Origin of the sequence: uncultured Chloroflexus sp., from assembly GCF_937129525.1 — a bacterium.
GTDB lineage: Bacteria > Chloroflexota > Chloroflexia > Chloroflexales > Chloroflexaceae > Chloroflexus.
The window spans coordinates 18,919-42,171 of sequence record NZ_CAKZNK010000025.1 but is presented as its reverse complement, the minus strand read 5'-3'; the positions used below and the strand labels follow the sequence as shown (position 1 = coordinate 42,171).

At 59.9% G+C, this 23,253-nt stretch carries 16 protein-coding genes and 1 pseudogene; 7 read left to right on the top strand and 10 right to left on the bottom strand.

What is annotated here, in order from left to right; genetic code table 11:
• The 6 genes and pseudogenes from Q0650_RS02425 to Q0650_RS02400 form a co-directional block, all read left to right on the top strand.
• Positions 1–307: pseudogene (locus tag Q0650_RS02425) on the top strand (tetratricopeptide repeat protein); the annotation flags it as partial.
• Between the two features lie 9 nt (positions 308–316).
• On the top strand, positions 317–703 hold the full coding sequence (locus tag Q0650_RS02420) for an EVE domain-containing protein (protein ID WP_298815537.1): 387 nt from the start codon (positions 317–319) through the stop codon (positions 701–703).
• 326 nt (positions 704–1,029) lie between these two features.
• Positions 1,030–1,734: a response regulator transcription factor gene (locus tag Q0650_RS02415; protein ID WP_298815536.1), complete on the top strand. Its 705-nt coding sequence runs from the start codon at positions 1,030–1,032 to the stop codon at positions 1,732–1,734.
• The gene (locus tag Q0650_RS02410) at positions 1,731–2,906 is read left to right on the top strand and encodes a cell wall metabolism sensor histidine kinase WalK (protein ID WP_298815535.1); all 1,176 of its coding nucleotides are present in this window, start codon (positions 1,731–1,733) and stop codon (positions 2,904–2,906) included. Before Q0650_RS02415 ends, Q0650_RS02410 begins: the two co-directional genes overlap by 4 nt.
• A complete protein-coding gene (locus tag Q0650_RS02405; protein ID WP_298815533.1) occupies positions 2,903–5,092 on the top strand; it encodes a VC_2705 family sodium/solute symporter in 2,190 nt (729 codons plus the stop codon). The genes Q0650_RS02410 and Q0650_RS02405 overlap by 4 nt, the downstream gene beginning before the upstream one ends.
• A 146-nt stretch (positions 5,093–5,238) precedes the next feature.
• Positions 5,239–7,227 (top strand): acetoacetate--CoA ligase, encoded by a 1,989-nt coding sequence (locus Q0650_RS02400; RefSeq protein ID WP_367280787.1) that lies wholly within the window; start codon positions 5,239–5,241, stop codon positions 7,225–7,227.
• Between the two features lie 39 nt (positions 7,228–7,266).
• Here the strand turns inward: Q0650_RS02400 and Q0650_RS02395 are convergent, their stop codons facing one another.
• The 10 genes from Q0650_RS02395 to Q0650_RS02350 form a co-directional block, all read right to left on the bottom strand.
• Complete coding sequence (locus Q0650_RS02395) at positions 7,267–9,873, bottom strand: ATP-binding protein (protein ID WP_298815529.1); 2,607 nt, start codon at positions 9,871–9,873, stop codon at positions 7,267–7,269.
• A 71-nt stretch (positions 9,874–9,944) separates the two neighbouring features.
• Positions 9,945–10,634, bottom strand: a complete 690-nt coding sequence (locus Q0650_RS02390; protein WP_298815527.1) for a lysophospholipid acyltransferase family protein — start codon at positions 10,632–10,634, stop codon at positions 9,945–9,947.
• 284 nt (positions 10,635–10,918) lie between these two features.
• A complete protein-coding gene (gcvPB, locus tag Q0650_RS02385) occupies positions 10,919–12,397 on the bottom strand; it encodes an aminomethyl-transferring glycine dehydrogenase subunit GcvPB (RefSeq protein ID WP_298815525.1) in 1,479 nt (492 codons plus the stop codon).
• Positions 12,390–13,382, bottom strand: coding sequence for a phosphotransferase family protein (locus Q0650_RS02380; RefSeq protein WP_298815521.1), 993 nt, complete (start codon positions 13,380–13,382; stop codon positions 12,390–12,392). Before Q0650_RS02380 ends, gcvPB begins: the two co-directional genes overlap by 8 nt.
• A 39-nt stretch (positions 13,383–13,421) precedes the next feature.
• Complete coding sequence (gene gcvPA / locus Q0650_RS02375) at positions 13,422–14,756, bottom strand: aminomethyl-transferring glycine dehydrogenase subunit GcvPA (protein WP_298815519.1); 1,335 nt, start codon at positions 14,754–14,756, stop codon at positions 13,422–13,424.
• 86 nt (positions 14,757–14,842) lie between these two features.
• Positions 14,843–15,232 (bottom strand): glycine cleavage system protein GcvH, encoded by a 390-nt coding sequence (gene gcvH / locus Q0650_RS02370; protein ID WP_298815516.1) that lies wholly within the window; start codon positions 15,230–15,232, stop codon positions 14,843–14,845.
• Positions 15,233–15,243: 11 nt separating this feature from the next.
• The gene (gcvT, locus tag Q0650_RS02365) at positions 15,244–16,347 is read right to left on the bottom strand and encodes a glycine cleavage system aminomethyltransferase GcvT (protein WP_298815515.1); all 1,104 of its coding nucleotides are present in this window, start codon (positions 16,345–16,347) and stop codon (positions 15,244–15,246) included.
• Between the two features lie 18 nt (positions 16,348–16,365).
• Entirely contained in the window at positions 16,366–17,520 is a 1,155-nt protein-coding gene (locus Q0650_RS02360; RefSeq protein ID WP_298815513.1) for a CpXC domain-containing protein, read from the bottom strand.
• A 76-nt stretch (positions 17,521–17,596) separates the two neighbouring features.
• Entirely contained in the window at positions 17,597–19,759 is a 2,163-nt protein-coding gene (locus Q0650_RS02355; protein WP_298815511.1) for a glycoside hydrolase family 2 TIM barrel-domain containing protein, read from the bottom strand.
• A gap of 46 nt (positions 19,760–19,805) precedes the next feature.
• Positions 19,806–20,888 (bottom strand): glycosyltransferase family 2 protein, encoded by a 1,083-nt coding sequence (locus Q0650_RS02350; protein WP_298815509.1) that lies wholly within the window; start codon positions 20,886–20,888, stop codon positions 19,806–19,808.
• A 235-nt stretch (positions 20,889–21,123) separates the two neighbouring features.
• Between Q0650_RS02350 and Q0650_RS02345 the strand changes: the two genes are divergently transcribed.
• Entirely contained in the window at positions 21,124–23,151 is a 2,028-nt protein-coding gene (locus Q0650_RS02345; protein ID WP_298815507.1) for a cation:proton antiporter, read from the top strand.
• Positions 23,152–23,253: the final 102 nt, after the last annotated feature.

Sequence of the window (23,253 nt, the reverse complement as noted above, 5' to 3'; positions counted from 1 at the left end):
CCGGCTGGGCGAAGCGCATGTGCTGGCCGCGCTCAGCCGGCTGCATATCGATAATGACCCTGATGCATCACAACGGCTGCTCGAGCAGGCGCTGGCGCTGCGGCGGGCAATGAGTGATGTGTACCACGAAGGCGTCGATCTCGGCAACTATGGCAATGCCCTGCTGCAGCGCGGGCGCAACGCTGAGGCGTTGCCCTATCTCGAGCGAGCGCGAGCGCTGTTTGCCGAACGGGGGTTGGTGTCACAGGTTGCGCAGACGGATGCCCTGATTGCGCGCGCTCGCGCGCCGGATAAGCCTGACATCTGAGGTTGCGCGATGCCGAATTACTGGGTGCTGAAGACGGAACCAACCGTCTATGCCTTTGCCGATCTGATGCGCGAGGGGCGGACGGTGTGGGATGGGGTGGAAAATGCGGTGGCGCTGGCGCATTTGCGCGCGATGCGGGCCGGCGACCTGGCGCTGATTTATCACACCGGCAATGAACGGCAGGCGGTCGGCCTGGCGCAGGTGGTGAGCGATCCGTATCCCGACCCGAACAAGGCCGATCCGCGCCTGGTGGTGGTGGAGGTAGCGCCGGTGCATCCGCTGGCGCGCCCGGTGCGGCTGGCGGCAATCAAGGCGGAGCCGTTGTTTGCCGATTGCGCGCTGGCGCGGCAGGGGCGGCTGTCGGTGGTTCCGGTGACGGCAGCGCAGTGGGCGTGATTGCTGGCGATGGCCGAAGGCGCTGACTGATCCGCGCGCGGCGCGAGTTGTGGTATACTTCACAGCACGAATGGGAATTGTTTCATCCTGATTGTCGTTGCGTCGGCCATGGGCGTCATGCCTGACGTGGGTCGCGTTATCTGGCAGGGTGAACAGCTATTGAGTTGCTTTTTCCCCGGTTTGGGTCTGGTTTGCAAACATTGCGCTACCTGGTGTTTGGTTAACCCGCTTCCCGTTTGGGGAAGGGATGCTTTGGCGCAGGATGCGTTGCCGGCATCTAAGCGACACTCTCACTGCCGCCATTGGAGGAAGCAGGGGGCGCTGCAATGGAAGCAGCTACGATTCTGGTAGTCGATGACGAACAGCCAATCGTCGATCTGGTAAGTAGCTATCTGACCAATGAGGGTTTCGTCGTCCATCGCGCGTTTGATGGCCCAGGCGCGCTGGCGCTGGCGCGTAGCGTGAAGCCTGATCTGGTGGTGCTCGATGTCATGCTGCCCGGCCTTGATGGGATCGAGGTCTGTCGGCAGTTGCATCGTGAAACGGCGGTGTTTGTGCTGATGCTCACGGCGCGCGCCGATGAGATCGATAAGCTGATCGGTTTGTCGGTGGGAGCCGATGATTATCTGACCAAGCCGTTTAGCCCGCGCGAGCTGGTGGCGCGCGTCAAGGCCATTTTGCGGCGCAATCGGGCGTTGCGCGCGACGGAAACGCACCAGCGTCCGGTTTTGCAGTTTGATGGTTTGCTGATCGATCCGGAACGACGCGAAGTGGAGCGGAACGGCGCGCGGATCGATCTGACGCCGCGCGAGTTCGATCTGCTGTACGCGCTGGCCAGTTATCCGGGGCGGGTGTTTACTCGCGAAGAGTTGCTGCAACGGGTCTGGGGGCCGGATTTTGCCGGGATCGACCGGGTGGTTGACGTGCATATCGGCACGTTGCGCCGAAAGCTGGATGACGATCAGCACGGAACGCCGTTGGTGCAGACGGTGCGCGGCGTAGGCTATAAGTTTGTCGGCGGCGCGCGATGATGAAGTGGTTGCATCAACTTCGCTGGAAGCTGTTCATCTCGCACCTGATTATCGTGTTGATGGCGTATGTGGTGTTGCTGGCTGCCGCTCAGGTGTTGACCAGCCTCGGGTTGACGACCTTTGCGCCGCTGACGCTGGGGTCGGCGGCGGCGGAAACCGGTCAACTGAGCGCAGGCGTGGCCGGCGAGGCGGCTGAGCTGCAAGAACAGTTTCAGTCGGTGATCCAGCAATCGCTCTTGATCAGCGGTTTTGCTGCGCTGGCGGCGGCAGTGGTCGTCAGCCTGTTTGTGTCGCGGCGGATTGTCGAGCCGATTCAGACCCTCTCGCAGGTGAGCCGCCGGCTGGCGCAGGGATTTTACCGTGAACGGACGGCGATTAGCGCCGATGATGAGATTGCCCAACTGGCGCAAAGCGTTAATCAACTGGCCGATGCGCTCGATCAGACTGAGCGGCGACGTCTGGCGTTGCTGGCCGATGTCACTCACGAACTGCGCACGCCGCTGGCGACAATCGGCGGCTATATGGAGGGGTTGGTTGATGGGGTGGTTTCGGCCAATCCCGCTACCTTCAACCTGATTTTGCGCGAAACCCGTCGCTTGCAGCGCCTGATTGAAGACCTTGAGCTATTGTCGCGAGTCGAGGCCGGTCAGTTGCCGGTGATTGCGCGCGCCATCGATCTGCGCCCGGTGCTCGAAGCGCAGATTGCGCAGTTTGAGCCGCTGTTTAGCAGCAACCACGTCAATCTTTGCCTCGATGCGCCCGAGCAGTTGCCCCAGGTCTGGGCCGATCCGGATCGGGTTGCGCAGGTGTTGATAAACATTTTAGCCAATGCCTACCGCTATACGCCGTCAGGCGGGACGGTGACGGTGCGGGCGCGCGCCGACGATCATGAGGCGCGGGTGGAAGTGATCGATAGCGGTATCGGGATCGCTGCCGAGCATCTCCCGCACCTGTTTGAGCGGTTCTACCGGGTTGACAAGTCGCGCGCGCGCAATAGTGGCGGGAGCGGGATTGGGCTGGCAATTGCGCGCCACTTAATTTACGCGCAGGGTGGCGAAATCTGGGCCGAGAGCGACGGGATCGGCAAAGGCGCGCGGTTTATCTTTACCTTGCCGCTGGCGCCACGCATGGCCGAAGTGCGCGTCGATACGGCGGCAGTGGAAGCGGTATGAGCGCCAATCTCTGGATCGGTCTCTTTCAACTTTTTCTCGTAGTCGGCGGCGCGCTGGCGGTGTCGCTGTTTATCATCGACCGCCTGTTTCCACCGATGCGCCAGGTACAGGGCAGCGCCGAAACGCTCCGCACAAGGGCAGTGTCGGCGCCAAGGGCCACCACGGCCACGCCGCCACCTCTGCGCTGGCCGGCAGCGCCGGCCTGGTTGCCGCGCTACTGGCAGGAAAACCTGCGTCTGGTCGGCCCGCTCCTGGTGATCTGGTTATTGAGTTTTGTGTTGCCAGTCGCGCTGGCCGCGCCGCTCAATCAGATTAGCGTATTGACCGGTTTCCCGTTGGGTTACTACATGGGCGCGCAGGGCACGCTGATCTGCTTCGTCGTCTTGACCTTCGCCTACAGTTGGCGCATGCGGTTGCTCGACCGGCGTTACGGGATTGATCCGGCTGAGACGACCGAAGAGCAGCTTGCGCGCCGGCGCTATTTGAGGCGCTATCTGGCGTTTGCGGTCGGTCTGTTGCTGCTGACGCTATTGTTTATCGCGCTGGAAACGCAGTTTGGTTTGCCTGCTGGCGTCATCGATTGGAGTTTTCTGGCCCTGGCAATAGGTCTCTACGCAGTGATCGGCATTCGCTCGCGAGCCGATACGCTCGACTCTTACTATGTCGCCGACCGCAAGGTGCCGGGAATTCTCAATGGCCTCGCCACTGGTTCGGACTGGATGAGCGCAGCGTCGTTTATCAGCATGGCCGGCGCGCTTTACCTGCTCGGCTTTGAAGGTCTGGCGTATATCACCGGCTGGACGGGTGGCTATGTGCTGCTGGTCTTGTTGCTGGCGCCATATTTGCGCAAATTCGGCCAGTATACCCTGGTTGACTTTATCGGCGCGCGCTATCCGGGCGCCGGGGCGCGGGTGATTGCCGCAGTGTTTAGCATTGTCATCAGCTTTACTTACGTCACCGCTCAGGTCACCGGCATCGGCATCATTATGAGCCGTTTCCTCGGTCTTAATTACATGGTCGGCGTGATCGTGGGTCTGGCGGCAGTGCTGCTCTGTTCATACCTCGGTGGTATGCGGGCCATCACGTGGACGCAAGGCGTGCAGGGGATCATTCTCGTCTTCGCCTACCTTGTGCCGGTGACGTGGCTGGCCTATAAGCTAACCGGCGTTGCGCTACCGCAAGTCATGTATGGCGCGGCGCTGAGCAATATCGAGCAACTGGAGCAGGCGCAGGGGTTGCAAAGTTACGTCGCGCCGTTCAACGACTGGTCGATTTGGAATTATCTGGCCTTGTCACTTTGTCTCATGCTGGGCACTGCCGGGATGCCGCACATCCTGGTGCGCTTCTACACCGTGCCGACGGTGCGCGACAGTCGCAGCAGCGTGGCGTGGGCGCTAGTCTGGATCTGTGTGCTCTATCTGACTGCGCCAGCCTACGCCGCCTTTTCGCGCTGGGAGATTTTGAGTTCGGTGGTGGGGCAGTCGGTGGCAGACTTGCCCGATTGGATCCATCGTTGGGCCAATACTGGTTTGCTGACGATTGCTGATGAAATTGATATGGGGGGGAATGGCGACGGCATCTTGCAGTACAACGAGCTGCAGATCGATCAGGATCTGGTCGTGCTGGCCACCCCGGAGATTGCCGAACTGCCGGCCACCGTTGTGGCCCTGGTCGCCGCCGGGGGCATGGCGGCTGCGCTGAGCACTGCCGATGGTTTGCTGATGGTGATCGCTTCGGCAGTGGTCCACGATATTTACCATCGCGCGCTCAATCCGCGAGCCAGCTCGCGCGAACGGTTGTTGTTGGGGCGAGTGGCAATTCTGGTCGTGGCTATCTTAGCCGCCTTGACGGCTTTGCAACGGCTGGCGATCATCGTGCAGTTGGTGGCATGGGCTTTTTCATTCGCGGCGGCAACCATCTTTCCGGCGCTGGTGATGGGCATCTTCTGGCGGCGCGCCAATAGCCAGGGCGCGGTTGCCGGCATGGTCAGCGGTTTTTTGATCACTGCCGCTTACATGACCTTGACGTACATCAGGCCGGAATGGGCGCTGTTCGGTATTTCCAGCTCGGCTGCAGGCATTTTTGGCTTGCCGGTTAATTTTCTGGTCACGTGGCTGGTCAGCCGGAGCACGCCGCCCCCTGACCCGGATGTGGTGGCGCTGGTCGATTACGTGCGCTACCCCTGAGCGAGTCGACTGGCGCTACGCCTGCCGCCTGATCCTCCCCATCCTTCCTGCCTGGCCTGCAACCGGAGGCCATCCTTCTGGTATGATAAAGATACTGCCGCTCAGATGAGTTTATATGGCGTTGAGCTGCCAGATGGAGGCCGATGATGACCACTGCGCCGCGTTTGTTGTGGGAGCCGCCGGCGGAATTGCGCGAGCATTGCACGATGCGCGCCTTTATGCGCTGGCTTGAGCAACGGCATGGACTGCGCTTTGACGATTACGATAGCCTCTACCGCTGGTCGGTTGATGAACTGGAAGCGTTTTGGGCTGCGTTGTGGGAGTATTATCAGATCAAGGCTTACACGCCGTACACTACGGTGCTTTCGAGCCGTGAGATGCCGGGGGCGCGCTGGTTTACCGGCGCGCAGCTCAATTACGCCGAGCACGCCTTTCGTCACGCTACCCCTGACCGTCCGGCGGTGATTGTCGCTTCCGAGCGACAGGCGCCAACCCCGCTGAGCTGGGCCGAGTTGCAGGCGCAGACGGCGGCGCTGGCGCAGACGCTGCGTCAGGCCGGGGTGGGGCCGGGTGATCGGGTGGTTGCCTATGTGCCCAATACGCCACACGCGCTGATCGGATGTCTGGCTACAGCCAGTCTGGGGGCGATCTGGTCAAGCTGTTCGCCCGATTTCGGTAGCCCGAGCGTGATCGATCGCTTCAGCCAGATCGCGCCGAAGGTGTTGCTGGCGGTTGATGGGTATCAGTACGGTGGTGAGCCGTTTGATCGGCGCGCCGAGGTAGCGACGATCCAGGCGGCGTTGCCGACGCTGGAACGAACCATCTTTATTCCCTATCTCGATCCGATGGCCCAACCGACCGGCCTGCGCGGCCCGCTGATGCGCTGGGAAGAGGCGATCCAGAATCCGGCAGAGTTGACCTTTACGCCGGTTGAGTTCAACTCGCCGCTCTGGGTGCTCTATTCATCGGGCACTACTGGTCTGCCCAAACCGATTGTGCATAGCCAGGGTGGGATTCTGATCGAACATATCAAATCGCTCGATCTCCATTTCGATATGCGACCGGGCGATACCTTCTTCTGGTATACCACTACCGGCTGGATGATGTGGAATTTTCTGATTGGCGGCTTGCTGGTAGGCGCGATCCCGATCCTCTACGATGGTAGCCCGGCCTACCCTGATATGGGTGTGTTGTGGCGATTGGCCGAACAGACCAGGATGCGCTATTTCGGCACCAGCGCCGGTTACATCACGGCGCTGATGAAGAGCGGAATCGAGCCGGGCGCGCAGTTCGATCTCAGCTCGATCAAGTCGATTGGCTCGACTGGTTCGCCGCTCCCGCCGGAAGGGTTTGAGTGGGTGTATGACCATATCAAGCGCGATGTCTGGCTGGTATCGTACAGTGGCGGCACTGATGTGTGCAGCGGTTTTGTCGGCGGTTGCCCGTTGTTACCGGTTTACAGCGGGGAAATTCAGTGTCGGATTCTCGGCTGCAAGGCTGAAGCTTACGATACCGATGGCCACAGCGTGATCGGCGTGATGGGTGAACTGGTCATTACCGCGCCGATGCCTTCAATGCCGATCTATTTCTGGAATGACCCGGATCAGAGCCGCTACAAAGCCAGTTACTTCGAGCAGTACCCCGGTATCTGGCGACACGGTGACTGGATCGTGATCAATGAACGGGGTGGAGTTGTCATTTACGGTCGCTCTGATAGCACGATCAATCGGCAGGGCATTCGAATGGGCACCAGCGAGATTTATCGCACGGTTGAGACCATTCCCGAAGTTCTTGACAGCCTGGTCATTGACCTGGAAGGGTTAGGGGGGCGCTCGTACATGCCGTTGTTTGTCGTGTTGCGCGAGGGGGTGACGCTCGATGACAATTTACGACAACGGATCAAACAAACAATTCGGAATGCGCTTTCGCCGCGCCACGTGCCCGATGACATTTTCCAGGTGCCGGCAGTGCCGCTAACGCTGAGTGGCAAGAAGCTGGAAGTGCCGGTAAAGAAGATTCTGATGGGAGTGCCGGTTGAGCGGGCAGCCAATCCTGATTCGCTGCGCAATCCTGAATCGCTCCAGTTTTTTGTCGAGCTGGCGCGCAAGCTGGCTGCGACACCGGCGCAATCGTAGCCGATCGCGTCTCTGGCGGTGAGTAGTGCGTAGTCGGGGCTAGCGGTGTTGCGTCGGCGACATTGCGGCCCGTTGCATCAGGCTACGCACCTTTTCGAGCAAGTCGCGTGAACGGTACGGTTTGGCGAGGAAGTCGGTGAATGGATCGGATGGCAGGATTACATGATCGGCATTGCCACTCATGAGCAAGATGGGCAGGCGAGGCAGGCGCCGACGGATCGCTGCGTGCAGTTCGATACCATTCATCCCCGGCATTGCCAGATCGATCAGAGCTACGTCAACGTTAATCGCCGATTCGGTGAGCAATGACAGGGCCGTGTGACCATCACCCGCTTCAATGGTCACCATGCCGGCGCGCTCAAAGATGCGGCTGACAGTGGTGCGCACGGCGTCTTCGTCATCAACGATCAGGGCAGTGCCGCTGAGTGTAATCAGGCCAGGAGCAGGCGCAGGTTGACCAGCGATTGTGGCACTCTTGACAGCCGGGAGGTAGACAGTAAAGGTTGAGCCAAGGCCGGGCAGACTGTCAACCCGAATTGCGCCGTGATGGCGGCGCACGATACCCTGCACCGCAGCGAGACCAAGCCCGTGTCCTTTGGGTTTGGTCGAGAAGAAGGGATCGAAGATCTGGCGCAGGGTTGCTTCGTCCATGCCGACACCGGTATCACTGACGGTGAGGGTCACATATTGACCGGGTGGGATGGCCGGCACAAGTTGCAGACGGCGCATATCAGCAGCGCTCAATGACACAGCGCTAGTGCGCAGAGTCACCGTGCCGCTGCGCTCGCCGATTGCTTCGATAGCGTTGGTCAGCAAATTGAGCACGACCTGCCGGATTTGGGTTGCTTCGACAACGACCACAGGGAGATCGGCAGCCAGCTCGAAGGCAATCGTCACCTGCCCATTCCGATTGGCCGGCAAGCGCAAGATACTGCCCATCTCGCGCACCAGCGTCGAGAGATCGACCGGCTCAAGCGAACGCTGACCGCGTCCGGCGTAAGCCAGCAGTTGGCTGCACAGCTCGGCGGCGCGCTGCGCTGCCTGATCGATGGCGGTCAGGTGTGGTTGCAATTCGTGATGTGGTGGCAGATCGAGCAAGGCCAGACTGGTGTGGCCCATGATACCCGTGAGCAGATTGTTGAAATCGTGGGCAATGCCGCCGGCCAGCAACCCCAGACTCTCCAGTTTTTGCGCCTGCAACATCTGGGTTTCAATCTGGCGGCGCTCTTGTTCAGTGTAAAACCGTTCAATGGCAACGGCCAACACATTTGCGACTCCGCTCAGGAAGAACACAGCCTCGGTATCCAGCGGATCGGGCGCGTAGGCCAGCAATGCGCCGAACAACCGATCCTTCCCGCGAATGAGCATGGTAGCGCCATGCCTTGCCGGAGGAACGATGCGGTCGGCCAAAGCGGCTGGTAACCGGTTCCAGCCGGGATGATCGTCAGGCACATCGCGGAAGAGTTCAGCCGGAAGCGGTTGAGCAGGCGTCTGCCCCCAGCTTGCGCGTATGCGCGGCCCCTCTTCGTCCATTTCAATCAGTTCAATCCCACTCAGATGAAGGGTCTGCGCTGTCTGTTCAACAGCGGTGGCAAAGAGCGTATCCAGATGAGAATTTGCCAGCGCTTCGCGAGCCAGCGAGGCCAGTTGTTCCTGGCGCGCCGCCAGCTCGGCCAGACGCTCGTTGGCGCGCCGCAATGGCGTTACATCCTGCAACGCCACGAGCGCGCACAGTTCTTCCGTCAGTTCGACCACTTCCGCCGCAAGCTGACCAAAGCCGAGCGAACCATCGCGGCGCTGGAAGCTAAACTCAAACCCATTGATCGCGCCCTGTTGCTGCAACATTTCTTTAATCACTGACCATCGAGCGGGCAATTGCGACTGGATCAGCGCGTTCACCGGCTGCTTGATGATCTGATCGCTACTCAGTTCAAAAAACTCGCGACACGCAGCATTAGCATTCACGATAAGATCATCGCTCAGGCGCGCGATCAGCATTGCAAACGGCGCCGAGTCGAACACGCGGGCAAATTTCTCTTCAGAGAAGCGTAGTTGTTGCTCAACCTGTCTCCGTTCGGCAAGCTCTTTATCGGTTGCCTGCAATGATTGATGAAAATGATGCATAACCTGCGTGATCGTATAGGCAGTCAGGCTGAGGTAGATGGTATAAGCGATGAACCAGCTCAGGGCAGAATGGGGCAATGGCGGCGGCGGTAGGTGATCAGCAAAAAGGGTAAAGAGCGCGCCAGTGCCGATTGACAGCGCCGTCGCCAGCCAGGTCGCGTGATGGCCGAGTAGAATGCCGGCCAGGACGACCACAATCGTCATGGCAGCGAACGCCGGCGCGCGCACGCCGCCGCTAATCGTTGCGGCAACGATCGAGACCAGCCATATTGCCGCAACAAGCAGAAGACTTGCTAAACGCAAACGTTGTTGATGCACCAGCCAGAGGTCGAAGAACAACAATCCTAGCAGCGGTACAACGATCAACAGGCGTTGGGGAATGAGCGAGGGATCGATGGGACTCAGCAGCGTATAGGCGATAACACCCAGAATAGTCAGCGTGACCAGGAAGCGCAGCAAGTGTTGCAGGTTTTTCTGTGCATACCCGACAAAGATCATAGATGGATCGGAGGAAGCAGCCATTTGGTTTCTCCCGGTGCAAGCAACGGTAAGAAGCAGCGCTGCTGTCGCCGATCCATCCAGCCACGCTGCCATTACCCATTCTGATTTGACGGCGTTTCTGCGCTATACGCGAGCGCCACTCCACTCAACTGGAGCACTGCTTCGCGCACTTCGTCAGCGGCAGTTTGCCAGGTTGCGCGCAATTTTGGATGCGCTTTCAAGTACATTGGCTCGCCGAAGCGCACGGTGACTTTGTAAGGACGCGGAATGACCTTTCCTTTCGGCATGACGCGGTTGGTGCCGCCAACATACGTGGGAATGACCGGCGTGCCGGGGAACTCGGCGATCAACCGACCTACCCCGCTGCGGAAGGGGCCGATCTCGCCCGTTGTGCTGCGCGTGCCTTCGGGAAACAGCAGCAAGGCATAGCCTTCGCGCAGGGCGCGGGCCGCGTGACGGAGCGGATCCTGGCCTCCGCGACGGTCGCGCGCGATTGGAATGGCATTAAACAGAATCCGCGAGAGAAATTGCATCGCGCCACCTTGAAAGAAATAGTCCTGCGCGGCGGCGGCAACGAAGCGCGCGCGCACTTCGCGCGGCAAGACGGTATAGATAACCGCCGTGTCGGCATGGCTGACGTGATTTGAGGCAATAATGAAAGCTCCTTCCCGCGGAATGTGCTCGATTCCCTCGACGCGCGGTCGCACGTAGAGCCGAACAAAGGCGCGAAAGAGGATTGGAACAAAACGGGCCGCAACGTGGCGGCTGCGATAGAGACTCATATCTCATTCCTCGTCGAGATAGTTCTCGCCCGAATCGCAAACTGGCTCGTAATGCTGCTTAGAGAACATGATGTTTTTTCACTCTAAAGATATTATACTGCGCCCTTCCCGTCTTGGCGAGAGGGTTTTTGCGCAGTCACTGCCGGGCAAACATCCGTCTGCTGACAGAGGAAGGCTGCCAGGGCCGCATGTATGCCGTCTGGAGTGATGCCAGGAAATGCGTAGATATGCGTCGCCGATCGATGTGTCGGCGACGCATAAGCGAGACACCGCGCTGGCAGCCGCTAGGATTCGCTCTGCAAACGGCTTATTGCGGCAGCGTCATAGCGCAAAATCGGCTGGCGAGCGGCGCGCACTTCGTCAAGGCGGCGCACCGGCGCTTTGGTTGGCGCAGCGTGCAACACTTCGGGCGTCTCGATCGCTTCGCCGGCGATCTGGCGCATCGTGGCGATGAATCGGTCGAGGGTCTGCTTGCTTTCAGTTTCGGTCGGTTCGATCATCAACGCTTCTGGCACGATGAGCGGGAAGTAGATCGTTGGCGGATGGAACCCGTAATCGATCAAGCGTTTGGCAATGTCGAGCGCGCGCACATCTTTCGGCGCGCCGGCAATCTGGCCGCGCAAGACCACTTCGTGCATGCAGATGCGATCAACCGCCTGCGGGTAGATGTCTTTGAGCATCACCCGAACATAGTTCGCATTGAGCACAGCGGTTTCACTCACTTTGCGCAAACCGGCGGCTCCCATCGAGCGAATGTATGTCCAGGCTCGCACCAGCATGCCGAAATTGCCGTGGAACGCTTTCATGCGGCCAATACTCTTTTCCGGCGTAAAGAATTCGTACCGACCGTCTTCGCGTTGGCGCACACGCGGGCCGGGCAGGTAAGGGGCCAGCGCCGCGGTGCAGCCAACTGCGCCGGAGCCGGGGCCACCGCCGCCGTGCGGTGTGGTGAAGGTCTTGTGCAGGTTGTAGTGCATGAAGTCGAAGCCCAATTCGCCGGGTTTGGCGATGCCGAGGATGGCATTGAAATTGGCGCCATCGCCGTACATCAGGCCGCCAGCTTCGTGAACGAGACGGCAGATCTCGACAATATGCTCTTCAAACAAGCCCAGAGTGTTCGGGTTGGTGAGCATCATCCCGGCGGTGCGCGGCGAGAGTTTGGCCTTGAGATCTTCCAGATCGACGTTGCCGCGCGCATCGCTCTTCAGTTCAACTACTTTCAAACCCACCATCGCCGCAGTAGCCGGATTGGTGCCATGAGCCGAGTCGGGTACCAGCACTTCGGTGCGCTGCGTGTCGCCGCGATCGCGATGGTAGGCGCGGAAGACGAGAATACCGGTCAATTCACCCTGCGCGCCGGCAGCCGGTTGCAGACTGACCGCATCAAATCCGCTGATCTCGGCCAGGTCGCGCTGCAACTCGTACATTAATTGCAAAGCGCCCTGACTCAATGCTTCGTCTTGCAGCGGATGAGCGGCGGCAAAACCGGGCAGGCGAGCCGCTTCTTCGTGCAGTTTGGGGTTGTACTTCATCGTACACGATCCCAGCGGGTAGAAGCCGGTATCGATTGAGTAGTTGCGCTGGCTGATGCGGGTGAAGTGACGTATCACCTCTGGCTCGGTCAGTTCGGGCAACCCGGCCAGGTCATCCTGGCGCAGCAGATCGGCAGGCAGTGGCGTTGTCTCGACGCTGGCATCCGGTAGATTCACACCGATTTTACCCGGCTGAGAATAGGTAAAAATGGGCAGTTCTTCGTTATTCATCGCGTGATACTCCATTCACAGGTTCATCAGGGGTAGCAATAATCGGCGGCGCATGCACGCTATCAAGCTCGGCGGCAATGCGCAGCGCCAGATCGGCCCGCTCGCGCTCGAGGAGCAGAGCGAGCCGGTATGGGAGCAGGGCAAATTCGCGCACCTGATCGTAGCGGCGATCGGTTGTCTCATCGTAAGCGGCGCCGTAGCCAACGCGCACATCGAAATAATCGGGATCGGCAAAGTTGAGATGGAGTGTCGCATGATCCCAGGCCGGTCGCCACGCTTGCGCAAAACCCCACCCAACCACACCGACCAGCCGCCAATCACGTTCGCGACGGCGGACAATTAGCCGGCGGGGGTGGAGATCGCCGTGAACGAGGCTGGCCGGGCGTCCGGTCGTCGTGATCCAGGCGGCGAGCCGCTGTTGCAACCACCGGCTCTGGTCATCGTTGAGCTGGCCCTGAGCCAGGGCTTCAGCCGCGGCAACCGCGACGCGCTCGCGCAGATAGGCCACATCAGCGCCGAGAACGGCAGCATGATCGGCGGGGGTGGGCAAGGACTCGGCGAGCAATGGGCCATAGGCAGGTGTCAGGTAGCTATGCACCCGCGCCATCACTCTGGCCAGGGCCTGGCCGATGGCGAAGCGCGACTCGGCATCGATTGCAGCGATGACCTCAGGCAGCGGCGTGCCGGACAGATAACTCAGCGCCAGCGCCGGCGGGTCATCGCCGCCGGAGTCGGTCTGACCAACCACGCCGGGCAATGGCAGGTCGATCTCGGCTTGCAAGGCGCGCAGCGCAAGCGCTTCGGCGCGCAGCGCCTCGCCGGCCCAGCGATCGACGCCGGCGGGCAAGCGTAGCACAATCTGCCGGTCACTCAAAGAGACCAGCAGGCTGCGCGCGCCGAGCGGCGCCACGTCACGGATCCGCACTCCGGGCAGAATGCGGGTAACTATCCGTTCAATCTGAGGAAGCGAGACCGACTCAACCATCGCTACGATCCAACCAACCTTTCCAGACACTCCATCGGGTCAGATCGCGGCCAGCGCCGCCACAAAGCGGTCAATCTCTGCCGGTGAATTCATCTCGGTGACAGCAACCAGCATCGCGTGACCGAGCTGCGGTTCATCCGCGCTGAGATCGTAACCGCCGATAATGCCCTGCGCGCGCAGCGCAGCGTTGATTTCGGCGACCGGACGCGGGCACTGCACAACGAACTCGCGGAAGAAGGGTTGATCGTCGAGCACTCGATAGCCGGGCAACGCGGCGATCCGTCGGGCAGCATAATGAGCGCGCTGGTAGGTAATTTCGGCCACGGTGCGCATGCCTCGCTTGCCCATCAAGGACAGATAGACCGCCGACGCTAGCGCCATCAAGCCCTGATTGGTGCAGATATTGCTGGTTGCTCGTTCGCGGCGAATATCCTGTTCGCGCGCGCGCAGCGTGAGGACATATGCCATGCGGCCATCGACATCTTTGGTCACGCCGACGATACGACCGGCAATCTTGTGGACATACTTCTGGCGGGTGGTGAAGATACCAAGGTAGGGACCGCCGAAAGCCAGCCCTAAACCGAGCGGCTGACCCTCGCCGGTAGCGATGTCGGCGCCGGCTTCAGCGGGGGTCTGGAACAGACCAAGCGCAATCGGGTCAAAGTGCACGGCGAGCAGCGCGCCGCGCGCCTGCACTTGCGCCCCCAGCCCGCGGAGATCGCGCAAACGACCGAGGAAGTCGGGGTTCTGCACGATCAATAGCGCCGTCTGCTCATCAACCTGATTGAGAGCATCGGCAATCGACGCGTCCGGAGTTTCATCACCCACAATCTCAACATCAAGCCCTTGCAGATAGGTGCGCAGCACTGCCCGATACTGCGGGTTAACGCCGCGAGCCACCACAATCTTGCGCCGATTGCGCGCGACATTCAGCGCCATAATTGCCGACTCGGCCAGGGCAGTTGCGCCATCGTAATGCGAAGCGTTAGCAATCTCCATGCCGGTCAGGGCGCAGATCAGGCTTTGATACTCAAAAATGGCCTGCAACGTCCCCTGGCTAATTTCGGGCTGATAAGGTGTGTAAGCCGTGTAATACTCACCCCGGCGCAAGATCTGGTCAACCGCAGCCGGCACGAAGTGATGATACGCTCCGGCGCCAAGGAAGATGCTGTATCGGCGAGCATGGGCGTTCAATTCGCTCAAGCGGTGCAATTCGGCCATCAATTCCGGTTCAGACAGCGGCGGTGACAGCTTGAGCGGCGGGAAGCGGTGACTTTCCGGCACATCAACAAAGAGATCTTCGATTCGCTCCACCCCGATGGCCTTAAGCATTTCAGCGCGATCGGCATCGGTCACAGGAATATAGTGAGTCATAGGCAAGATTCCATCTAGATTTGTATACTGTCCGGCGGCGGGAGCGATCCTGCTCCTCGCTGCCGGGCCATGCTGAACACCAATATCTACTGTTCAATTTCTGCCACAAACGCGGCGTAGGCCGCGGCGTCGAGCAGTTCCTCGCTCGCGCCGGAAGGACGCACGCGCAGCATCCAACCCGCGCCATAGGGATCGTTATTGATCGGAGCCTGATCGCTCTCAAGGTCAGTATTGACCGCGACCACTTCACCACTCAACGGCGCATAGAGATCTGAACTCGCTTTGACCGACTCGACCACGCCAAACGGCTCGCCGGCAGTGATGGTTGAGCCGACGGCAGGCAATTCAATGTAGACCACATCACCAAGGGCATGCTGAGCGTAATCGGTAATGCCGATCACCACTTCATCGCCTTCCTGGCGCACCCACTCGTGCGTTTTGCTGTAGCGTAAATCTGCCGGAGTGTTGTAAGCCATATCGAACTCCTCTAGCGCTTGTAGCGCGGCTTGTAGAAAGGCATCTTCACCACGCGCGCGCGCACCGGACGCTCGCGCACCATGACATCGAATTCACTTCCTTCACTGCTGAGATCGGTGGGCACATAGGCCATGCCGAGCGGTCGGCCAAGGGTTGGCGAAGGCATTCCACTGGTTACAAAACCAACCGGTTCGCCGGTCACGCGGTGTACCTGATAACCGCCGCGCGCAATGCCCTTGCCAACCATTTCAAATCCTACCAGCCGACGGCTGACGCCGGCCTGTTCAATCGCCTGCAAAGCGTCGCGGCCAATAAAATCACCTTTGTCGAGTTTAACGACCCAGCCGAGTCGAGCCTCGTAGGGATTAATCGTTTCATCAATTTCGTGACCATACAGGGCGAGACAGGCCTCAAAGCGCAAACTGTCACGGGCGCCGAGGCCGCAGGCCTGCACGGCATTGTCGCCGAGCGCCAGTAAACCGTACCAGAATCGTTCGGCATGCGCTGCCTCAAAGAAGATCTCGAAGCCATCTTCACCGGTATAACCGGTGCGCGCGATCAAGGCATTCTGGCCGAAGAGCGTGGTCATTGCCACACCGTGAAACGGCAGCGAGCCGATCTCAGCCGTGGTCGAGTCCTCTGCGCCGGCCAGCAGATGTTCGGCCTGCGGCCCCTGGAGCGCCAGCATAGCCCACCGTTCCGAACGATCTTCGATCTCCACATCAAACCCGGTCGCATGTTGTTGAAACCATTCCCAATCTTTGGCGCGGTTGGCGGCATTGACCACGACCATAAATTCATCGGGGAGGTGATAGATAAAGACATCATCAACAATGCCGCCGTGAGGTCGGCAAAGCAGGCCATAGCCAGCGTGTCCGAGTGGGATGGCGGCAACGTTGCACGTTACCATGTGCTGGAGGAAACCTTCAGCGTGTGGCCCGCGCACCATAAAGCGACCCATGTGACTGATGTCAAACAGGCCTGCCCGATTGCGCGCGGCGTGGTGTTCCTCGATGATGCCACGGTATTGAACCGGCATCTCCCAGCCGCCAAATTCGACCATGCGCGCGCCCATTGCGAGGTGCGCGTTGTACAGTGGAGTTCGTTTCAGCATACCCAATATTCCCGTCAACTATGAACGGTCTTGTTCAAGGCCGGCGCGCACACGGCGCACAAGTTCACGGCAAGCGATTGCGTGACGAGCCAGTTCTTCATCCCCGCCAGCGCGAGCTTCAGCGGCAAATTCCCAGAGCGCTTGCTCTGCCGCTTCGCTTAACAATGCCGGATACTGATCGAGCGCCTGGGCAAAAGCCTCTTCATCATCGGCAAGCAAGAGCGCTTCGATTGCTGCCTCAAGATCGGCGCCGGCTGCCGGCGCAGCGCGAAATGCGGCCAGCGCTATCCGTCGCGCTTCCAGCAATTGCGCTAATTGTTCGGCATCGCTGGCCAGGGCTGTTTCGATCTCGATAGCCAGGAGTTCATCGATCTCAGGGCGCAGCAACAGTGGATGTCGGGCAATCACCTGTTCAAGTTCAGCATCACTATGGGCACTCAACAACTCTTGCAGCGCTGCCGGTGGGATCTCAGTTAAACGTTCAGGTTCAGACCGGTTACTCATACCGGACAGGAGATCGCGCGCGTTGCGCAATCCTTGCGCGATCTCATGCTCGCCTTGCGCAGCGGCAACTTCAGCGAGTTGGGTCAGCGTGGCAATGGTCGCCGGATCGAGCAATTCGGGATGGTCAGACAATGCCTGTTCAAGATCGGCGGCAGTATCAGCCGCCAGGAGCGCTTCGACTGCCGCCAGCAGCGGTGGCCGTTCGGTTGGGGAAGGAGGCGCAGGTGATGGCGCGGCGGGCGGCGCGGCGGGCGGCGCTGCCGATGCGCGTTGACGGGTGTCGATGCGGCGCAACAGATGCGCCATTCCGCTCACATCCTGAGCGATGTCAACATCGGCCAGGTACGGACGGCGCTGCTCCTGGTCGATTGAGCCGACCAGCAGCGCGTGCAGGTCGCGCGCCTGTTCGCGGATTTCGTGATCGGCTGAACCAGGAGCCGGCGCAAACAACACACGTCGAGCGCGCGCATCGTGGTAGATCAGTGGCGCGCCTGCCGGCCCACGCGCGCCGCAGTGCGGGCAGGTCACGATATTCACTTCTTCGCGCCGCAAAGCTGCCGCAACTTCCGGTTCTTCGTCGGCGTCGATAATCAACCAGATGTCGGCGCTAAAATCGGCGCCGCAATGCGGACACGTCAGTGGGGCCTGCTCGCGATACGAGATGGGCATACGTTTCTGCAACCTTGCCGATCAATTATTTTCTGTCTCCGCTGTATTGTACCATCAGTAGGGATTGTGCATTGCGTTATCGAGCTGATATTGGCGCAGCGACAGTAAGATGGTAGCGGTTGGTGAACTCAGGCCCAGCCCCGATCAGACTCAATTCGATGGTATAGCGACCGGGACGGGTTGGAGTGAGTCGCAATCGGTCGATCTCGGTCGCCAGCGAGTCGGCGGGCAGATCGAAGTAGCGGGTAACCGTCGCCAGCTCGCTTGCCTCGGGGTCAAGCAAAGTAACAGTGACCTGAGCGCCGGTCAGTGGCTGGCGGGCATCGTTGACCGCATAAACCGGCAGCTCGATTGCCTCGCCGATGGCAAACTCGCGCGGTTCGATCAGCGTGAAGACGTACTGCGGGCGAAAGCTGTCGCGCATAGCGTAGTACGAACGCTTGGGCACCCGCCAGTAATCGATGACGCTCCACAACACTGCCGGATACGGATCGACAAATAAAAACGCGATAATCCCGCCGGTTGGACGGTATTTGTGATAGCGCAGGCGATCGATGTAGAAGCGATTTAGCTCAGCCTGGTAAGTCTGCGACATCTCGACCACCTCGGCCAGGCTGGTAGCCTGTCGCCAGGGGTACCAGGCCGACATAATATCAGCTTGCAAACCGTGGCGAGCAACGAGGCGGGCAATCGCTGCCTCGTCAAGCGGATCGGGCATAAAGCGAAGGCTGCTTTCCAGATTGGGGAAACTTTGCGCGCCAAACTCGGTGACGAAGCGCAGATTGCCAGGAAAACGCAAGCGGGCCGCCTCGCCATCGGCCAGCGTGCCATAGGTGCGATACCAGCCAAAGTAGGCGTGCGCATCGGTACCGGAACGCAGATAGGGCACATCTGGCTCGCCTGACGAACGCACCACCGGACGAGTGGGGTCTTCTTCGGCGACAATCTGCTTCAATTGCACATCCATCACGTCGCGATTCCAGCTAAAGATGAAGGCTGACTGGTACGTGCGGAGGCGAGCCGGCAACGATTCATCGGCAGTATCTTCGAGATGGATCGCCTCGTTGTGCATACACCAGACCGCAATGCTGGGATGATTGCCGAGCAGGCGCACCATCGCCCGCGCCTGATGGCGCGCGGCGGGCAATACCTCTGGACGGTACAGCCACTGAAGGGGGAAGTCTTGCCAGAGCAGGATGCCGGCGGCATCGGCAGCGTCGTAGAATGCCGGATGATCGATGTGGGCATGGACACGTAACATGTTCATGTGGCAATCGCGAGCCAGGACCAGATCGCGCTCGGCGCGTTCGCGGTTCATCGTCGCGATGCGCATATCACCCGGCGGGTAGTTGTTGCCCTTGACCAGAAACCGCTCGCCGTTAAGATATGGAATCCAGTCACGCAGCTCGAACATGCGCACACCGAAGGCAAATGACTGCTCATCGCTCAGCAAGCCATCCAGCCAGATGCGCACCGTCACCTGATAGAGATCGGGCCGGCCAAGATCGTGCGTCCACCAGCGGCGGGGTTCGCGCAGCTTCAGCAGCCCCTGCGCCGTCTGCGCGCCGCCGCGCAAGCGTCGTTGCACGGTAAAGACCTGTGTTTCACCCTGGAACGTGAGCGGAGCAAAGATGATCTCACTCTTGATCGTCACCGCCTGCGCCGCATCGAGATCGAGCGCGAAGCGCAACTGGGCAAGACGAGCGTCACAATATTCGGTGCGCAGGCGCGCCTGGCGCAATCGAACCGGCCCGCTGCGGTGAAGCTCGACCGGTAGCCAGATCCCGCCAGGATTGGACAGGGGATCGAAGCAGTCCCAGTGCGAGAAGACGCCGGTAATCATGCGCTTACCGACCTTATTATGCTCATCGGGACAGTCGAGTTCGATAATCAGCGTATTCTGCTGGTTGAGCAGAGCGGTAACATCGCGCTCGGTCGGCTCAAAATAGCCTTCGTGTGTTCCCAGGTCTACGCCGTTCAAATAGGTGTGCCGGTAATAGAAGGCGCCGTTGATCCGCAACCAGCGCCGTTCATCGGCGAGGCGGTCTGGCGGATTGGGGTTGGCAAAACGGCAACGATAGACAACCTTGCCGCTATGCGTTTCGAGGCCGGGCAGTTGTTGCCAGTGCGCCGGCACGATTGCCGGCAGCCAGCCGTTCTCGTGGCGCGGGTAGATGCCCTGAGTAAATTCGGTAACCGGGCGAATCTGCCAGCCGTCGGTTATGGTGTAGAGAAACATAGCGCTGACATTCCGGGCAAAGACGCCACACCATGCGATGGAGTCACTATCGATCAAACCTGTCCAGTGCCCATAACACCTGCTGATAGGTCGCGATCCGCTGACGGCGCAACGCCGGTTTGTGGCCGAGGGCCAGTTTGATCGCTTCAATTATTAGCTCGTACTGATACCCAAGGCCGATCAGCCGACGCACTACGGCGGCGACATGCCAGCCATACCACATACGGGTCAAATGCAGGCGACTAAGCTGAAAGTAGCGATGGCGATCGACCGGAACCTGCTCGCTGCTCTTGCCTTCGTGATGAATCACCACTGCCTCAGGTAGATACCAGATCTGGCTCCCAACCTCAACCGTTTCACGCCGCGAGCGGTCAGGTGGCGGAGCCGCCGGGTTGCCCACTTGCAGACGCCATTGCCACTCCAGCTCTTCACTGTACATAAAGAAACGCTCATCGAGCAAGCCGGCTTTGCGAATTGCAGAGGTACGGATCAGCAGGGCCGCGCCGACCAGCCATCCCACCCGTTGCGCGCGGTCAGCCGGACGATCGGCACAATGGTAGCGCCGCGCCCATGGATTGCGCGGCCATAGCCGTTCCCATGGCGTACTCTCCCAGATCATAGTGAGCGGAGTCGGGAAGCGGCGACGAGACGATTGCAGACTCCCATCGCTATAGAGGAGGCGCGGCCCAACGGCAATTGCTGCCGGGTGGCGCTGGAGAAAGGCGACCAGTCGTGGGATCGCATCGGCAACCGGTTCGGTATCGGGATTCAGCAAGAGCGCGAATTCGGGGCCGCCATCAGGGCGCTGCAACAACATGCGCAGCGCCAGATTGTTGCCGGCGGTAAAACCGAGGTTAGCGCCGGCTTCGATGAGCTGCACCTCTGGAAACTCGCTGCGCAGCATGGCTGGCGTGCCATCGTGGCTGGCATTGTCTACCACAATGATTTCGGCAGCGAGATCCCCTGCCTGTAGCGATGCCTGCGTGGCAACGAGGCAACGACGCAGCAGATCTTTGACATTCCACGAGACGATCACAATGGCCAGCATAGCGCGTTTTGCGTCGTTGTCAGTGAGCGTCGCAGCAGGAAAGGCGGCGCTACGACCTGTTCCGCCTGGATCGAGGGACATCCATCTCATGGTCAGCACGATTCGGCGCTGTCAGGCGCTCCAGGTATTGCTCAAACGACCACCATGACTCAGCAGCGCTGGTAGTGTACCACAGGAAGCCATCGCTTTTGACAGCCCTTCATCTTTTCTTTATCATACTCAGTACACTGATTTTGCGCCATGGCGCGCAAGGTTTTTTCCCAGTATTCACCAAAGCAGACCTCATCATTATTCGCTTGATCGCCGGAGCTGAGCTATGCATCACGACATTTCGTTGCTGGCAAATTTGGCAATCGCGCTCGTCGTAGCATTTGTCGGCGGTGTATTGGCCCGGCGGATCGGGCTGCCAACTATTGTCGGCTATTTGCTGGCCGGTATGGCGATTGGGCCGTTCACTCCAGGGTTTGTCGGTGATGTGAGCGACATCAGTCAATTGGCCGAGATCGGTGTTATCTTTCTCATGTTTGGCGTTGGACTACACTTTTCGCTCAAGGATTTGTGGGCTGTGCGCCAGATTGCGTTGCCCGGCGCCATCTTGCAAATGATCATCGCGACGGCGCTCGGCTTTGCGCTCAGTCAGGTTTGGGAGTGGACGCCGGTGTCGGGTCTGATCCTCGGCCTGTCGATTTCGATTGCCAGCACCGTGGTGTTGTTGCGCGGATTGATGGACAACGGCATGCTGAATACCAGCGCCGGACGAATCGCGATTGGCTGGCTGGTGCTGGAAGATCTGGCAACGGTCTTGATCCTGGTGTTGTTGCCGATTATCTTTGGTCAGCATAACGAGCAATCATTTTGGTCGGCGGCATTGTCGTTGTTCAAGGCGGCGCTGTTCGTGGCGGTAATGTTGTTTGCCGGTCGCCGACTATTGCCCAGATTGCTCGATATGATTGCCAGCACTCGTTCGCGCGAACTGTTCATTCTGGCCGCGGTAGCCATTGCGCTCGGCACCGCTTTCGGCGCCGCAGCCTTTTTCGACGTGTCACTGGCGCTTGGCGCGTTTCTGGCCGGCGTAGTGTTGAGCGAGTCGCAGTTTAGTCATCAAATCGGTGACGACGTGTTGCCCTTCCGCGAGACATTCGCCGTGATCTTCTTCGTCTCGGTTGGCATGATCGTCAACCCGGTCTATCTCTGGGCCAACGCCGGCCAGGTGCTGGCCTTGACGGCATTGATCGTCGCAGGGAAAGCTCTCATTACTCAGTTGCTCGGCTTCCTTCTGCCGGCCAGCGGGCGCACCATGCTGGTCGTTGCCGCCGGTCTCAGCCAGATCGGTGAATTCTCATTCATTCTTGGTAGCACTGGTATGGCGCTCGGTCTGCTGAGCCAGGAACAATATTCGCTGATTCTGGCCGGATCGCTGCTTTCGATTATGCTCAATCCGCTCATGTTCCGCCTGATCAGGCCAGTTGAGCAGCTCATGCAGCGGATGTCACCCCGTCTCTGGCAATGGTTCGACAGCCATCCGGCCCAACCGGGCGATCTGGCCCTGCCGCAGGCCGATCACGTGGTCGTGGTGGGCTATGGGCGAGTCGGTCAGCATATCGTCACCGTGCTGGAGCGGTTAGGTGTGCCGCGCCTGGTGATCGAGATTGACTCGGGCCGGGCTGCCGAGTTTAATGCTCGCGGCGTTCCAACCCTCTTCGGTGACGCGGCTAACTCCGATGTGTTGATGCACGCCGGTCTCGAACGGGCGCGGGCACTGGTGGTAACTTTGCCTGACGAGACGGCGACCGAAATGGTTGTGGCGGCGGCGCGGAACATTGCGCCGAACCTGCCGATTATTGCCCGCGCAGCAACCACCAGCGGCGTTGGCCGGTTGATGAATCTCGGCGCGCGCGATGTCATTCACCCCGAACTTGAAGGCGGGTTAGAGGTGATGCGCCATACGCTGCTCTGTCTTGGCTATCCGGCAACGCAAGTTCAGGGCTATACCGATGCCGTCAGGCGCGATGAGTACAACACAACCGTTTCGACTCCCGCCGAACATCAGGCGCTGGATCAGATGGTGCGCGCCGCCCGTGGGATCGAGATTGCCTGGCGTCTGGTCGGCGAGCAGAGTTCGCTGATCGGCCAGACTCTGGCTGAAGCCAACATTCGCGCCCGCACTGGCGCGTCGGTGATTGCGTTGATTCGCAATCAGCAATTGATCGCCAACCCAAAATCGAGCACAGTGTTTCAGGCAGGCGATCTGCTGGGGCTGATCGGCGACCACGATCAGATTGCCGCTGCCGAGCAGTTGATCTGTGGCGTTTCGGTTGCCGACGAAGCGGCGCTGGTTGGGTGAAGCTCCGGGGCGGAATGCCCTCGACCTGCCTGATTCTGCGCAGGTGATGAACCCGCGCGCCACTGAAGTTAACCCTGCTGCTTCCGGTTTCGGCAGCAGGCG